The 15244-nt window shown below is 74.3% G+C and carries 15 protein-coding genes; 10 read left to right on the top strand and 5 right to left on the bottom strand.

Translation table 11 applies throughout. The features are described 5' to 3' along the window. Window positions 1-54 precede the first annotated feature (54 nt). Window positions 55-204 carry a hypothetical protein gene (locus tag ACZ6JS_RS08260; RefSeq protein ID WP_469296777.1) on the bottom strand — a complete coding sequence of 50 codons (150 nt, stop codon included), beginning with the start codon at window positions 202-204 and terminating at the stop codon, window positions 55-57. 584 nt (window positions 205-788) lie between these two features. Here ACZ6JS_RS08260 and ACZ6JS_RS08255 point away from each other — a divergent pair. Genes ACZ6JS_RS08255 through ACZ6JS_RS08245 form a run of 3 tightly spaced genes read left to right on the top strand, consistent with a single transcriptional unit; the run spans window position 789 to window position 4305 of the window. Beyond that, complete coding sequence (locus ACZ6JS_RS08255; RefSeq protein ID WP_469296776.1) at window positions 789-2465, top strand: NAD(P)/FAD-dependent oxidoreductase; 1677 nt, start codon at window positions 789-791, stop codon at window positions 2463-2465. Further along, entirely contained in the window at window positions 2462-3955 is a 1494-nt protein-coding gene (locus ACZ6JS_RS08250) for an ATP-binding protein (protein ID WP_469296775.1), read from the top strand. The genes ACZ6JS_RS08255 and ACZ6JS_RS08250 overlap by 4 nt, the downstream gene beginning before the upstream one ends. After that, complete coding sequence (locus tag ACZ6JS_RS08245) at window positions 3952-4305, top strand: UBP-type zinc finger domain-containing protein (RefSeq protein ID WP_469296774.1); 354 nt, start codon at window positions 3952-3954, stop codon at window positions 4303-4305. The genes ACZ6JS_RS08250 and ACZ6JS_RS08245 overlap by 4 nt, the downstream gene beginning before the upstream one ends. A gap of 18 nt (window positions 4306-4323) precedes the next feature. Here the strand turns inward: ACZ6JS_RS08245 and ACZ6JS_RS08240 are convergent, their stop codons facing one another. After that, entirely contained in the window at window positions 4324-5385 is a 1062-nt protein-coding gene (locus tag ACZ6JS_RS08240; protein WP_469296772.1) for an AraC family transcriptional regulator, read from the bottom strand. Between the two features lie 344 nt (window positions 5386-5729). Between ACZ6JS_RS08240 and ACZ6JS_RS08235 the strand changes: the two genes are divergently transcribed. Further along, a complete protein-coding gene (locus ACZ6JS_RS08235) occupies window positions 5730-6809 on the top strand; it encodes a DNA polymerase III subunit beta family protein (RefSeq protein ID WP_469296769.1) in 1080 nt (359 codons plus the stop codon). A gap of 61 nt (window positions 6810-6870) precedes the next feature. Here ACZ6JS_RS08235 and ACZ6JS_RS08230 read toward each other — a convergent pair whose 3' ends face one another. After that, the gene (locus ACZ6JS_RS08230; protein WP_469296768.1) at window positions 6871-8136 is read right to left on the bottom strand and encodes a DUF418 domain-containing protein; all 1266 of its coding nucleotides are present in this window, start codon (window positions 8134-8136) and stop codon (window positions 6871-6873) included. Window positions 8137-8350: 214 nt separating this feature from the next. On the opposite strand from ACZ6JS_RS08230, the gene ACZ6JS_RS08225 reads away from it, so the two are divergent. From ACZ6JS_RS08225 to ACZ6JS_RS08200, 6 genes are all read left to right on the top strand, one after another. Next, the gene (locus tag ACZ6JS_RS08225; RefSeq protein ID WP_469296766.1) at window positions 8351-9376 is read left to right on the top strand and encodes an NUDIX domain-containing protein; all 1026 of its coding nucleotides are present in this window, start codon (window positions 8351-8353) and stop codon (window positions 9374-9376) included. Window positions 9377-9454: 78 nt separating this feature from the next. After that, window positions 9455-9955: an SRPBCC domain-containing protein gene (locus ACZ6JS_RS08220; RefSeq protein WP_469296764.1), complete on the top strand. Its 501-nt coding sequence runs from the start codon at window positions 9455-9457 to the stop codon at window positions 9953-9955. 164 nt (window positions 9956-10119) lie between these two features. Next, window positions 10120-10854: an SDR family oxidoreductase gene (locus tag ACZ6JS_RS08215; RefSeq protein WP_469296762.1), complete on the top strand. Its 735-nt coding sequence runs from the start codon at window positions 10120-10122 to the stop codon at window positions 10852-10854. A 4-nt stretch (window positions 10855-10858) separates the two neighbouring features. Beyond that, the gene (locus ACZ6JS_RS08210; RefSeq protein ID WP_469296760.1) at window positions 10859-11503 is read left to right on the top strand and encodes a GNAT family protein; all 645 of its coding nucleotides are present in this window, start codon (window positions 10859-10861) and stop codon (window positions 11501-11503) included. A gap of 187 nt (window positions 11504-11690) precedes the next feature. Then, complete coding sequence (locus tag ACZ6JS_RS08205; RefSeq protein ID WP_469296758.1) at window positions 11691-12167, top strand: hypothetical protein; 477 nt, start codon at window positions 11691-11693, stop codon at window positions 12165-12167. 272 nt (window positions 12168-12439) lie between these two features. Beyond that, window positions 12440-13165 carry a GNAT family N-acetyltransferase gene (locus ACZ6JS_RS08200; protein WP_469297157.1) on the top strand — a complete coding sequence of 242 codons (726 nt, stop codon included), beginning with the start codon at window positions 12440-12442 and terminating at the stop codon, window positions 13163-13165. A gap of 23 nt (window positions 13166-13188) precedes the next feature. Here ACZ6JS_RS08200 and ACZ6JS_RS08195 read toward each other — a convergent pair whose 3' ends face one another. Then, window positions 13189-14676 carry a DEAD/DEAH box helicase gene (locus ACZ6JS_RS08195; protein WP_469296756.1) on the bottom strand — a complete coding sequence of 496 codons (1488 nt, stop codon included), beginning with the start codon at window positions 14674-14676 and terminating at the stop codon, window positions 13189-13191. Between the two features lie 43 nt (window positions 14677-14719). Continuing rightward, window positions 14720-15241, bottom strand: coding sequence for a MarR family winged helix-turn-helix transcriptional regulator (locus tag ACZ6JS_RS08190; RefSeq protein ID WP_469296754.1), 522 nt, complete (start codon window positions 15239-15241; stop codon window positions 14720-14722). Window positions 15242-15244: the final 3 nt, after the last annotated feature.

The following is a 15244-nucleotide window of genomic DNA, read 5'->3' as shown; positions in this document are numbered from 1 at the left end:
ACGGCAGGGTCCGCTGTCACTGTAGGTATCCGGGACCCGGCGGATCCACCCAATTCAGCGGCAGAGGGCCACGATGGCCGGTGACACGGTGCCCTTGGCCGCCTCGCACAGCGGAGCCATGTCGTACGAACGGCCCGGGGCGGGCACGGACTTCCCCGGCGCCGCCGACTGCCGCCGGGCCTTCGGCCGGGGCGCGGACCTCACCGGTTTCACGGTTCTCACGGTCCTGGGCGAGTCGGCCCGGCGCGGCGGGCGCACCGGCCGGGCCGGCAGCTCGGCGGCGGCAGCCGGCCGGGGCGGCGCCGGTGCGGAGACGGGTTCGTCCGGGGCCGGCGCGGGTTCCCCCGACCGCACCGACGGCAGCCGGACCAACGGCCCCGCTTCGGAAGCGGGTTCACCCGGCAGCCCGCGGTCCGCGGCGGGAGTCGGCTGCGGCGGATCCGGCGCGGGGGCCGGAGCGGGACGCACCGTCACGCATCCGGAGGCCATGACGAGCGCGGCGAGTGTCAGGGGCAGAGCCCGGCGCAGCTGCATCCGACCACCCTGCCGTACCGGCGCCGCGCGGGCCGTGCCGATCACACGGTCGGGTGACTGGGGCCCTGCGACCCGAAACCCTCCGGCCAGCGCACCGGCGAGACCGCCACGTGCGCTCGACACGCACCGGGCGAGCACGCTGCGTGACGGCCCTCTCCGGAGCCGGAGCGGATCCGGACGATCGAACATACGATGGGCGGGAACCGGCGCGGCGGCTCGCCGCGCCGCCGGACCGGGCCGCCCCTGGGAGACGCATGGCACAGGCCGCCGAACCGGCTCGGACCGTCATCCTGACCGTGGACGACGATCCCGGAGTCTCCCGTGCCGTCGCCCGCGACCTGCGGCGCCACTACGGTGCCGGGTACCGGATCGTGCGCGCCGAGTCCGGCGAGTCCGCGCTGGAGGCACTGCGCGAGCTGAAACTGCGCGGCGACCTGGTGGCGGTGATCCTGGCCGACTACCGCATGCCGCGGATGAACGGCATCGAGTTCCTCGAGCAGGCCCTGAACGTGTACCCGGGCGCGCGGCGCGTGCTGCTGACCGCCTACGCCGACACCGACGCGGCGATCGACGCGATCAACGTCGTCGACCTCGACCACTACCTGCTCAAGCCCTGGGACCCGCCCGAGGAGAAGCTCTACCCGGTCGTCGACGACCTGCTCGCCGCGTGGCGGTCCAGCGACTACCGACCGGTTCCCGCCACCAAGGTCGTCGGGCACCGCTGGTCGGCGCGCTCCTCGCAGGTGCGGGAGTTCCTGGCGCGCAACCAGGTGCCGTACCGCTGGTACTCCTCCGACGAACCCGAGGGACGGAGGCTGTTGGAGGCGGCCGGGGCCGACGGACACCGGCTGCCCCTCGTCGTGACCCCCGAGTGCACCGTGCTGGTCGAGCCCGAGGCGGCCGACCTGGCCGCCCACGTGGGGCTCGCGACGACACCGGCCGCCGACTTCTACGACCTCGTCGTGATCGGTGGCGGCCCCGCCGGGCTGGGCGCGGCCGTGTACGGGGCCTCCGAAGGCCTGCGGACCGTACTGGTCGAGCGGTCGGCGACCGGCGGGCAGGCCGGGCAGAGCTCCCGCATCGAGAACTACCTCGGCTTCCCCGACGGCGTCTCGGGAGCCCAGCTCACCGAACGCGCCCGCCGCCAGGCCGGAAGGTTCGGCGCCGAGATCCTCACCGCGCGCGAGGTCACCGGACTCGAGGTCAACGGCCCCGCACGCGTCGTCCGCTTCTCCGACGGCTCGTCCGTCGCCGCGCACAGCGTGATCCTGGCGACCGGAGTGTCCTACCGGCAGCTGCAGGCGCCCGGCTGCGACGACCTGACCGGCCGCGGGGTGTACTACGGCTCCTCGCTGACCGAAGCCGCCTCCTGCCAGGGCCACGACGTGTACATCGTGGGGGGCGCCAACTCCGCCGGCCAGGCGGCGATGTACCTGTCGCGGGGCGCGAAGTCGGTGACGCTGCTGGTGCGCGGGCAGTCCCTGGCGGCGTCGATGTCGTACTACCTGATCCAGCAGATCGAGGAGGCGCCGAACATCTCGGTGCGCACCCGGACCGTCGTCGAGGCCGCACACGGCGAGGAGCACCTGGAGCGGCTGACCCTGCGCGACGTCGACAGCGGTGGGACGGAACTCGTCGACGCGCAGTGGATGTTCGTCTTCATCGGCGCGGCCCCGCTGACCGGCTGGCTCGACGGCACGGTGCTGCGCGACGACCGCGGGTTCATCCTGGCCGGCCCCGACCTCACGTTGGACGGGCGGCCGCCCGCCGAGTGGCCGCTGGACCGGCCGCCCTACCACCTCGAGACCAACATCCCCGGCGTGTTCGTCGCGGGCGACGCGCGGGCCCAGTCCGCGAAACGCGTCGCCTCCGCGGTCGGAGAGGGAGCCATGGCCGTCATGCTCGTCCACCGCTACCTGGAGCAGTCATGAGCGGGCAGTCCGTGCACTGCGACCCCCAGGAGATCGCCTCGCTGTTCCTGTTCGAGAAGCTCACCCCGCAGCAGCTCGGGCAACTGTGCGCCGAGGGGCGGGTGGAGCGCTTCGACACCGGCCCGGTCTACACCGAGGGCGACCCGGCGTCCTGCTTCTACGTGATGATCCAGGGCACCGTCGTACTGTCCCGCCGCGTCGGCGGCGACGACGTCGAGGTGAGCCGGACCTCGCAGCGCGGCGTGTACGCGGGGGCCATGCAGGCCTACCTGGGCGACCGGGTGCCCCAGACGTACACCAACTCGATGCGGGTGACCGAGCCCACCCGGTTCTTCGTGCTGCCCGCGCAGGCGTTCTCGGCCTTCATGCAGGAATGGTTCCCGATGGCCGCGCACCTGCTGGAGGGGCTGTTCTTCGGGGCGAAGAACACCCAGCGTGCCATCGGACAGCGGGAACGGCTGCTGGCCCTGGGCTCTCTGTCCGCCGGTCTCACCCACGAGCTCAACAACCCGGCCGCGGCGGCGGTCCGGGCCACCGCGACCCTGCGCGAACGCGTCGGCAAGATGCGGCACAAGCTTGCCGTCATCGCGCAGGGCCACTACTCCCGCGAGGCGATCGCCGACCTCATCGAGGTCCAGGAACGCACGGTGGAGCGGGTCGCCAAGGCGACCGCCCTCAGCCCCCTGGAGGCCTCCGACCGGGAGGACGAGCTCGCCGACTGGCTCGACGACCACGGCATCGCGGAGGGCTGGCGGATCGCACCGACCTTCGTCCAGGCCGGCCTGGACGCCGACTGGCTGGAGCAGGTCGCGGCGGCCGTGGACGACGACATCCTCCCCGGAGCCATCGGCTGGCTCAACTACTCGGTCGAGACCGAGCTGCTGATGGACGAGATCGACGACGCCACCACCCGCATCTCCCGTCTCGTCGACGCCGCCAAGCAGTACTCGCAGCTCGACCGGGCCCCCACCCGGGTCGTCGACGTCCACGAACTCCTCGACAGCACCCTGCTGATGCTGTCCGGCAAGATCGGCCCCCGGGTGCGGGTGGTCAAGGACTACGACCGCACCCTGCCGGACGTGCCCGCCCACCCGGCTGAACTCAACCAGGTGTGGACCAACCTCGTCGACAACGCCGTCTTCGCCATCGGGAGCACCGGAGGCGACGGCACCCTGACGGTCCGCACGGCACGGGCGGGGGACCGGCTGCTGGTGGAGTTCCGCGACACCGGACCCGGCATCCCGGCCGACATCCGCAACCGCATCTTCGACCCCTTCTTCACGACCAAACCGGTCGGCGAGGGCACCGGCCTCGGCCTGGACATCTCCTGGCGCATCGTCGTCAACAAGCACCACGGCAGCCTCCAGGTCGAATCCGCCCCCGGCGACACCCGTTTCCAGGTACTGCTGCCGCTGACCGCACCCGGCCCGGACCCGGACCCGGAACCCGGGAACGCGCCCGGACCCGAGACCGCCGAGGAGCCCGCATGACAGACATCAAGGGGATCGACCCCAGCGTCCCGCCGACCGGCACCGGCTGCGCCGACTGCGACGCCGCCGGCGGCTGGTGGTTTCACCTGCGGCGCTGCGCCCAGTGCGGACACGTCGGCTGCTGCGACTCCTCGCCGGCCCAGCACGCCACCGCCCACTGGAAGGCCACCGGACATCCGCTGGTGCAGAGCTTCGAGCCGGGCGAGGAGTGGTTCTGGGACTACGACGGCAACGAGATGTACGAGTCCGGGCCCCGGCTCGCCCCGCCGGGCGACCACCCCGCGGACCAGCCGGCCCCCGGACCGGCCGGCCGGGTGCCCGAGGACTGGACGCGCCGGCTGCACCGCTGACGCGGCCGGTCGCGGGCGCTACGGTGCGGCCTCCAGCGCGCCGCCGTGCGGGTGGCCGGCGCGGCGCAGCGCGGCGGGTGTGGTGCCGTACCAGCGCTGGACGGCCCGGCGCAGGGCGCGGGCGTCGGCGTAGCCGGTGCGGGCCGCGATCGCGTCGATGCTCAGGTCGGTGGTGTGGAGCAGCCGCGAGATGTGGTCCCGGCGTACGGCCTCGGCCTCGGCGCTCCACGTGGTGCCGTGTTCGTCGAGGCGGCGCTGGAGGGTTCGCGGGCTGACGGCCATGCGCCGCGCGACGGTGGCCAGGGCCGGGCCGGCGTCGTCCTGGACGGAGGCGAGCGCGCTGCGGAAGAGGTCCAGCCAGTCGCGCAGCGGGACGGCCGAGGCGAGGGTCTGGTCGGCGTGCTTTCGGAGCACGGCCGACAGCCCGGGCTGGGCGTGCGGCGTCGGGGCGGTCAGGTCGGCGGCGCGGAACGTGATCGAGCTGACCGGAGCCCCGAACTCGATGGTGCGGGTGCCGTAGAGCTCGACCAGCGCGTCGTGCCGGCGGGGTGCCTCGGCGGCCAGGGCCACGTGGAGGGGAACGAGGGGGCGCCCCGCGGCCTCACTCAGGCGGCGCAGGTACAGGCCGAGGGAACAGGCGCGGACGGCGCAGGCCGCCTCGTGGGCCAGATCGGCCCGGTTGAGGTGGCTGAGGGTCACGCGGTTCCCGTCCTCGGTGATCCGGAGGTCGTCCGTGCTGGTGTCGACGACGGTGGCGAGGTAGGCCGCGGCGTCCCGGATCCCTTCGAGCGGAGTGGGCGCGGAGGTGATCAGGTAGTCCCAGACCCCGAGGCTCCCGATGCCCGACTGCTGCGCCAGCAGCAGGGCCACCTCGGTCCAGGGAGCATGGACGGTCGCCAGTTCCGCGATGCGGATGCTCGTGACGGCGGGGGGCCGGCACAGGTCGTCGTTGAGGTGCTGGGGTGCCATGCCCAGCAGGTGCGCATAGCCGGTCGGGGGTATCCCGAGCAGACGTGCGGCATTGACGTTGAGGCGGGTGAGGGCGGAGGACGTTGTCCCCCGGTGCGCATGCGAGACCACAGGTGGTGAGCATAGACCAGCGCGAAATACCAGCTCATCGCCGCCATTTGGGTCCCGATGTCCCCCAATCGGCGGGCCGGGTCCCCCCTTGGCGCGTTCGGTCCCCTTGCTGACGTCTGCTGCCATGGGTCGACCCGGCCTCCCCGGCCTAGCGTTGTGATCGTTCTCGCGGGGTGCCCGGCACCCGGAGACGAGTACGGGAGGTCCCGTCCGGATCGGAGTCCCCCCACGGGGGTGGGGGGCTCGGACCCAGGAAGTGCGGATGCCTCCCGTCCTTCGCCGCGGACCCGCCGTTTGACCCTCGACCTGGTGGAGGGCGCAGAGTTCCGGGTGTGGAGAACGACATGCGCAGCATCGGTGAGATGGCCGGGGACAGCGGCCTGAGCGTGAGCGCGCTCCGGTTCTACGACGGCGCCGGCGTGCTGGTCCCGGCCCGGGTGGATCCGGCCACCGGCTACCGCTGGTACGGTCCCGAACAACGCGACGAGGCCCGGGTGCTGGCCCGGCTGCGCAGGGCCGGCATGCCGTTGGCGGACATCCGGCTGGTACTGGCGGGGCTGTCCGGTGCGGACACCGACCTGGTGCGGGGGCTCCTCCAGGCGCACCTGCGCCGCCTCGAGCAGGGGCTGGCCGATGCGCGCTTCGAGTTCTCCACGGTCCGAGCGCTACTCGAACGCAGGGAGAATCCCATGGCATCGCTCCGCACCGCCACCGTCCGGCTCACCCTCCGCGCACCGGAGTTGGCCGAGGCCCTGGACTCGGTGCGTTTCGCCGCCGGCACCGACCCGGAGCTGCCGATGCTCGGCGGCGTCCTCTTCGACGTCGACGGCGGGGCGCTCCGGCTCGCGGCCACCGACCGGTACCGGATGGCCGTCGCCCGGGCCGGGGCCGCCGGGTACGACGGCCCCCGGGTCCAGGTGCTCGTGCCCTCCCGGCTCACGGACGCCATGCGAGCCCTGCTGGGTGAGGACACGCCCGTCCTGCTGACCGTGGACGCCGACCGCGTGGCCCTGCGGGCAGGGGCCCACGAGGCGGCCGGCCGGTGCCTCGACCACGACTTCCCCGACTACCGCCGCCTCGTGCGCCTGCCCGCCGGACGCCGGGCCCTCGTCGACGTCGCGGCCCTCCGCCACGCGGTGGAGACCGGCCCCGTCCGGGAGAGCGGGCTGCGCGAGCCGGACGGTCCGCTGTTCGACCTCACCGTGCTCGAGGTCGCCGACGGCGCGGTGACCGTCTGCGAGGAAGGCCACGGCACACCGGACCGCGTCGCCGTCAACCGCGCCTTCCTGCTGCAGGCCCTCGCCGCCGGGGCCCGGGACGAGCTGATCGTCGAGGCCGGCGCCCCCACGGCGCCGCTGGCCGTCCGGCGGACGGACACCGAGGACGCCTTCTCGCTCCTCATGCCCGTCCGCCTCGACGACTGAAACGGGCCGGCCCCGGAGTCCCGCCCGCCCCGGGGCGGCCGGCGCTCCTACGGGACAGCCCTCAGGCTCGGCCGCCCACCTGGGTGGCCAGCCGCAGGGCGTGTTCCACCGGGCCGCGGCGCAGCGGGCTGTCGGCCCAGATCCGCTGCCAGACCCAGGTCAGGACCAGGGCCGCGCCGCTGAAGGCGATCCACGCCGACCAGGAGGCGGCACCGTGGGCCGGGCCGGCCAGCACCAGTGCGTGGGCGACGTACGCGCTCAGCGCCATCGCCCCCAGCACCGTGAGCGGCCGCAGCAGGCGGACGCCGACGGCGTGCCGCGCGGCCAGGGCGCACAGGCCGATGAGGGCGCAGCCGACCCCCGCGTTGCCGAGGGTCTCGGGCGGGGTCTGGCTGTAGGGGTCGGCCAGCAGCAGCCAGTCCCACGAGGTGCTCGGCACGGCGCCGAACTGGCCGCTCAGCACCTCCCGTACGGGGTCGGCGGCGGCCATCGCCTCCGGGTGGTGGACCGCTATCGCCTCCAGCAGCCGCTGCCGGGTGCCGAACACATGGGTGGCCAGCCAGGCGGACCCGTACCCGGCGACCACGGCCGCCGTGCCCCACACCGCCATCCGCCGGGCCGTCACCCGCTCCCGCACGTCACACAGCCGGGCGAGGGCCATCCCGGCCAGGACGTACGGGAAGTAGGTGGCCAGCGGATAGGCACCGGTGAGCAGCAGCTCGCACACCGCCGCGCCCAGTCCCGGCCAGCTGGTCAGGTCCGCGGCCTCGGGAACCAGGCCGCGCCCGGAGGACCCGTACCCGAACAGCGGCCCCAGCAGGAACGACAGCAGCGGCCCCACCGCCACCGACGCACCCGCGACGGCGGTCAGCACCGGCGTGGAGAGGCGCGTGAAGGGCTCGGCCGCCAGGAAGTACACGGCGAAGAAGGCGAGGATGACGAGGATCCCCGGCCACAACGAGGCCAGGTACAGGCCGAGTAGGGCCAGGACGGCGCAGCGGATCAGCAGCGGACGCCACCGCGACGCCCAGCCCTCGGGGCGCCGGGCCGGGTCGGTGCCGCGCTGCGCGAGGACGAGGGAGAAGCCCGCGAGGAGGGTGAAGAGCGCCGGGGCGCGCCCGTCGGCCGCGACGAGCAGGTACCCCGCGCCCTCGGGCTGCGGGCTGGGACCGACGTGCACGGCGAACATGCCGAGGACGGCTATGCCGCGCACCGCGTCGACCCCGGCCAGCCGGCCGGAGCCGCCCCGCCCGCCCGCTTCCGCCCCCTTCCCGGCACCCGCTCCGGCACCCGTCCCGGCCGCTGTTCCCACCGCTGTCCCCGCCACTGCCGTTCCCGCTCCGCCCCGAAGTTGGTCGGACCGGCGGTGTTCACGCCGCCAGTCCGCTCCCGCACCGTACCAACGACGGCATAACCGGGTAATAAGAAGGTGTGGGGCGGCAGAGCGGGTCTGCCGCTTCCGGCTCCGCGGCCCGCCGTAACCCGGGGGCCCCGCCCGCTGTTGCACAGGCGGCGGGTCCACCCAGGTGAACGGAGTCCCGATGCCGCAGCTGACCGACCACAGCGCGAGCGACGACCGTGAGTGCGACGCGGGAACCTGGATGACCCCGCAGGAGTACGGCGCCTCCCGCGCCGCCGTCTGGACCGCGGCCGTCGTCCTCGTCACCGACACCGACGGCCGGATCCTCGTCCAGAGCGTCGACTACCGCGCCGACCGGATGCTCCCCGGCGGGGCGGTCGACGCGGGCGAGGCCCCGTCCGCGGCGGCCGCCCGCGAGCTGCGCGAGGAGCTCGGCGTCGAGGGCCGCTACCCGCGCGGCCTGGCCGTCGACTGGATCCCGGCCGACACCCCCGGCTTCCCGCCGGAGATGCGCTTCCCCGGCGAGATCCTGCACGTCTACGACGGCGGGACCTGGACACCGGAGCGGATCGACGCCGTCCGCCTCCCGCCGCGGGAGATCACCGGCATCCACTTCGCCGAGCCGGCCGACCTGCCCGCCCTGATGGACCCCGGCGACGCCCGCCGCGCCCTGTCCGCCCTGCGCGCCCGCATCAACGGCTGTGGCGCCGCCCTGCTGGAGGACGGCCGCCCCACCGCGCCGACCGCCCTCGACCGGCTCGGCGTGCTCCGAGCCCGCCGGATCCCGCAGCGGGGTGCCTGGCACTGCGGCCCGGTCCCCGCGCAGCTGCCCGTACGGGACGAATCCGCCTGGCTGTTCGCCCCCGACGGCCGCGTCCTGCTCCTGATCGCCCGGGCCACCGGCGCCGCGCACCTCCCGCCCCCGACCGCCGCGGCCGCCGCGGGCTCCGCGCCGCTGGGCTACCGGTGCGGCGAGGGAGGCGTGCACGCCCGCCTCGCGGCCCGCCTCACCGGCCTTCCGCCGACCGCGGACCCGGCGTACGCCCGGCTGCTGGCCACCCCCGAACAGGTCCGCGAACTCAGCGACTGGGGGCCGGCCGGCGAGGACGAGCTCGCCGCCGTCCGTGCGGCCCGCGCCCGGCTGGGCCTCCCCAACCCCGCCCGCACCGCGCTCGCGGAGCTCCCCGAGGAGGGCGTGCGCTGGTGACCGGGCGGCGGAGCCGTCCGCCACCGCCGTGATCGGGAAATCCCCCGTCCGCGGTCAGCGGTCCCGCAGCATGGGGCCATGAGCGACGACAGCGCGATCACCTACACCCTCTACATCCAGGCCGACCCGTCCCGGGTCTGGCAGGCCCTCACCGACCCCGCCCTCACCCGCCGGTACTGGGGGCTGAGCTTCGAGACCGACTGGGCGGTGGGCTCGGCGATGGCCTGGGTCGAGCGGGGGGCCCGCACCAGCGACCCCGGGCAACTGGTCCTCGGCTGCGTCCCGGACCGCCTGCTGTCCTACACCTGGCACACCTTCAGCCCGCAGTGGGCCGCCACCGTCGGGATCGACGAGGAGCTGCGGTCCGAGCTGGCGAAGGAGCCGCGCACGAAGGTGACGTACGAGATCGAGCCGGTCGGCGACACGCTCGCGCGGCTGACGATCCGCCACGAGGGATTCGAGCCGGGCGGCACCCTGATCGGCATGTGCGGGCAGGCCTGGCCGATGCTCGCTTCGAGCCTCAAGACCCTGCTGGAGACCGGGGCGCCGCTCCCCGACCCCGGGGCGGGACACGGCTGAAGCGCACGGAACAGGGCAGGGGCGCCACCGAGTTCGGGTACGGAGCCGGAGCCCGGGTCCTGCGCATCGCCGGCCCGCCGGGCCCGCCGGTCCGTCCGCCCGCCTGAACAGCCCTGCTCCGCACCTGAGATCATGTGTAGCGACCACGAATCAGGAGCGCAGACATGACACTCGAACACCACCGCGTCGTCATCACCGCCGCCGGCCGCGACTTCGGCCGTACCCTCGCCCTCCGGTTCGCGAGCCGGGGAGCCGAGGTCCACCTCTCCGCCCGCACCCGCGAAGCCGCCGAACGCGTCCGCGACGAGATCACGGCACAGGGCCACGACGCCGACCGCGTCCAGGCCTACGCCTGCGACCTCACCGACCCCGCCTCCGTACGGGAGTTCGCCGCCGCGGTCGCCGCGCGCACGGACCGCGTCGACGTACTCGTCAACAACGGCTCCCGCTACCAGCACGGCACCGACCTGCTGTCCGCCTCCGACGAGGACGTCGTCGACACCCTCGCCTCCGGTGCCACCGGCACCGTACTGGCCACCAAGGCGTTCCTCCCGCTGCTGCTGAAGTCGGCCCGGCCGGACATCGTCACGATGGTCTCCGGCTGCGGAGAGGCCGGCCACCACCGCTCCGAAGCCCACGACGCCTTCTACGCCGCCAAGAGCGCCCAGGCCGGCTTCACCGAGATCCTCTCCCGCCGGCTGCGCGACCGGGGCGTCCGCGTGATCTCGCTCTACCCGCCGGACTTCGACAACCACGACCCGCTCTCGCAAGCCTGGGAGGGAGCCCCGCGCACGGCGAAGGACCCCCTCACCGCCCAGTCGCTGGTCGACTGCGTCTTCTTCGCGATCGGGCAGCCCCGCGACTGCTTCATCAAGTCCTTCCACTTCGAGCAGGTCTGACGGCATGGGCCGGACCCTGACCGAGATCCTGGACGCGGCGGCCGACGGGAGGTTCCCGCGGCCCGACGGCCGCACCACCGTGGTGCCGCAGGAACACCGCGACGCGGGCGTCCTCGCCTTCACCGCGCACTCCGTCGTGTTCACCGACGAGGACCCGGAGTGGGTGCTCGCCACCCTCGCCTCCCTGGACTGCGACCCGCTGGCCGCCACCATGAACCCGCGCTTCCTGGCCGCGCTCCTGGACCGCACCGGGCGCCGGACCGACACCGTCGACCTGCTCACCGTCGCCGGCCCGCTGCCCGGCCGGCCGCCGATGGAGCTCCGCGAGACGACGGATCCCGGCCATCCGCGCGTCCGCAGGGCCCTGCGCCGCCGACATGACGTACGGGTCTGGTCGGCCGACGGGGGAGTCCTTGTCCTCGGTCGCGGCGTCGCGGGCCGCTGGGAGGCGGCGATCGAGGTGGACGACAACGCCCGGCACCGCGGGCTCGGCAGGGAGCTGGCCAGGTCCGCCCGCCACCTCGTACCCGACGGCCGCCCGGTCTGGGCCCAGCAGGCCACCGGCAACGCGCGCAGCGTCCGCGCCTTCCAGGCGGCCGGATACCGGCCCGTCGGCGCGGAGGCCCTGATGCACGCTCCCGGGCCCTGAGAACGCCGTAAGGCACCCTGGCCACCGGCCCGCCGCGGTGATCGTGTGGAATGGGTGCCATGCGGACAGGCAGGGAACAGCGACGACCCGCCATAGGCACGCCGGCGACCGTGCCGGCGGGCGGAGGCAGGACGAGGTCGACCACGGGTGCCGGACGGGCGGGCTGCGTCCGCGAGGGTGCCGTCCGATGAGCCTTCCCGACTCCGACACGCCCCCCGAGCACTGGCGCTACGCCCGCCACCTGGAGTCCCTGGCCGCGGTGCCGGGCGGGAACGCCGAGGCCGAGGCCGAGGTCGTGACCGCCGTACTGGGCGATCCCGACCGGATGATGGCCGAGGCGGCGGTGGTCACCCATCTCGACCGCCGGGCCGCGGGCCTGCTCGCCGACGACGGGTTCACCCACTGGGCGCGGGCCATGTCCGGCGTGCTCGCCGGCCGTGCCTTCCCCGAGCGGAGGCTGCGGGAGTGGAGCCTGCTCAGGGCCGCCACCCGGGGCGAGCCCTGGTCCGCCGCCGATCTGACGGACGCGTCCGACTGGTGCCAGCGCACCGCGGTCCGGCTGCCCGCATCCCGGGAAGTGCTGGAGCTGCTGGCCGCCGCCGCCCGCACCCGCCGCGTCCGCAACGCAGCCGCCGATCGCCTGCGCCGCGGTACGGTCGCCTGAATTCCGGGTGTTCCCGCCGTAGGCCCGCGGCTCAGGCCCGGGTCCTGTCGTCGAAGTCCCTCTCCGACCACCGCTGGGAGGTGCCGCCGGGCCTGCGGTCCGGTACCGCCCCTCGCCGCGTTGTCGGGCTCCCGAGTAATTGCGGCACGCGGCGCCCCTCCGCCTTGCGATCCACGGCGCCGGACGCCGCGGGCCCGGCCGGCCGCCACTCTGTCGACAGGAACTAGGCTGTCCGGGTGACCAGCGAGCGCCTCTCCAGGATCAACGGCTTCATGGCGGCCTTCGCCCGCCGCCAGGCCGCCCGTATCGTCCCGGTGCCCGGCGGGTTCGCCGCCTACGACGACGCCTTTCGGCACTCCCGCGGCAACAACCAGGTCGTCGTCGACGGGGTCGTCGACCCCGAGGCGCTGCCCGCCCTCGCGGAGGAGGCTCTGGGCCACCTGCCGCACCGCCTGGTCTCCGTCCTCGACGACGAGACCGCGCGGGCGTGCGCCGGACCGCTGGTACGCGCCGGCTACACCCACTCCACGTATCTCGTCATGCTCCACACCGGACCGGTGCCGACCCGCGCCGACGCGCAGGAAGTGGGTCTCGACGCACTGCGGGGGCCGCTCACCACCCGCTGGCGCGGCATCCTCCCGGACGTCGACGACGAGGTGGTGCGGCATCTCGTCGACCGGCGCCAGGCCCGCCTGCGCGGGGCCGACGACGTCCGCTTCATCGGTTCCCGCGCCGAGGGAGGGGAGGTCGCCTCCTGGGCCGACCTCTACCTCGACCCCGCGGCCGGCATGGCGCAGATCGAGGACCTGATGACCTCGCAGGCGCACTTCCGGCGCGGCCACGCCGATGCCGTCGTGGCGACTGCCCTGAGCCTGGCCGCGGAAGCGGGCTGCGACACCCGCTTCCTGACCGCGGACTCGGCGGACTGGCCGCGCCACTGGTACGAGCGGCGCGGCTTCCGCGTCATCGGCCACTCGCACGCCTTCGAACGGGACTGACCGCGCGGGCCGCCCGCAGGCGGTCAGATGCCGCGGCGCACCCGGGCGGCGCGGCGTGCCTCGGCCTGCTGGCGGGCCTCCAGCGTCTTGCGGGACTCCTTGCCCTTTCCGGACCGGCCCGGCCGCGTGCCGATGCCGCGGAAACCGAGCTCCGTCCCCGACGGCCTTCCCTGGGCGTCGGTCGGAGCCGAGCCGGACAGCGGCACGCCGGACGGGGCCTTCGCGCCGGTGATCCGGCTGAGCGCGGCCTCACCGGAGCGGACCTGCGTGATCGTCGGCCGGATCCGGGCGTCGGACAGCAGCCGCACCATGTCCCGGCGCTGGTTGGGGGTGACGAGCGTGACGACCCGGCCGGACTCGCCGGCCCGGGCGGTCCGGCCGCCGCGGTGCAGGTAGTCCTTGTGGTCGGCCGGCGGATCGACGTTGACGACGAGGTCGAGGTCGTCGATGTGGATGCCGCGTGCGGCGACGTTCGTCGCGACCAGCACCGTGACGGCGCCGGACTTGAACTGGGCCAGGGTGCGGGTGCGCTGCGGCTGCGACTTGCCGCTGTGCAACCCCTCCGCCCGTACGCCCATCGCGCGCAGGTGCTTCACGAACTGGTCGACGCCGTGCTTGGTGTCGAGGAACATCAGCACCCGGTTGTCGCGGGCCGCGATCTCGGTCGCCGCCGAGACCTTGTCGGCCGCGTGGATGTGCAGGACGTGGTGGTCCATCGTCGTCACGGCGCCCGCCTGCGGGTCCACCGACGACGACACGGGGTCCTTCAGGTACCTGCGCACCAGCTGGTCGACATTGCGGTCCAGGGTCGCGGAGAAGAGCATCTTCTGGCCCGCGTGGTGGACCTGGTCCAGGATCTCCGTGACCTGCGGCATGAAGCCCATGTCGCACATCTGGTCGGCCTCGTCGAGCACGGTGACGCGTACCCGCTCCAGGTGCACGTCGCGCCGCCCGACCAGGTCGCTGAGCCGGCCCGGGGTGGCCACGACGACCTCGGCGCCGGTCCGCAGGGCGCTCACCTGCCGGCCGATGGACAGGCCGCCGACCACGGTGGCCATCCGCAGCCGCAGGGCCGCGGCATACGGCTCCAGCGCCTCGGTCACCTGCTGCGCCAGCTCGCGCGTCGGGACGAGGACCAGCGCCAGCGGGCGCTTCGGATCGGCCTGGCATCCCGCCGTGCGCGCCAGCAGGGCCAGGCCGAAGGCCAGGGTCTTGCCGGAGCCGGTCCGGCCGCGTCCGAGGACGTCACGCCCTGCGAGGGCGTTCGGCAGGGTGGCGGCCTGGATCGGGAACGGCTGGGTCACCGACTGGGCGGCCATGGTCTCCACCAGCTCCACGGGCAGGTCGAGCTCGGAGAACGACTCCACCGGCGCCAGCGCCGGCGACTTCGGCTCGGGCATCGCGAACTCACCCTGCGGCCCGATGCTCCGGGGGGCCTTGGCGGCGGTCCTGGAACCGGCCTTGGCACCGCCCTTCACACCGAAGCGGCCATGAGCTGACGGGTTCCTCATGCAGGACCTTTCGAAGCAGCGGGAGAAGAAGGAAAGGAGATGGTCAACCGCCCATGGTACCAGCGGGGGACCGGGCCTCAGGGGCGTCCACCCCGCCCGAGCGGACCTCGGCGCAGTGGGCGCGGACCTCGGCCGCGGCGCGCTCGAAGAAGTCGGCGATCACGGCGGTCTCGTCCGGGGTGTAGTCGGCGAACAGCGCGCCGAGCCGGTCGTAGAACGGCTGGTAGACGGCGAAGACCCGGGCCGCCGCGGCGGGCTCGGCCACGACGCGCACCCGGCGCCGGTCGGCGGGGTCGGGCCGGCGGCGGGCGTAGCCGGCCTTCTCGAGGCGGTTGAGCACGCCGGTCACGGCGCCCGTGGTGAGGTCCACCAGCTCGGCCAGGTCGCCGGCGGCGAGGGGGTTCTCCCCGGCGCCCAGGATGTGCCCGAGGCAGGTCAGGTCGGTGACGTTGAGGCCGAGCCGCTGCGCCACCTCCTGCTGGCCGACGATGCCCAGGGCGACGAACCGGTCCATGCGTGAAAGCGCCTCCGCGGCGGTGGCCGCGGGGCGGGGCTTGCCCTGCACGCG

The organism is Streptomyces sp. NPDC046349, from assembly GCF_055587885.1.
Note: the sequence above shows the minus strand (reverse complement) of the source record. Positions and strands in the feature narration are given on the sequence as shown.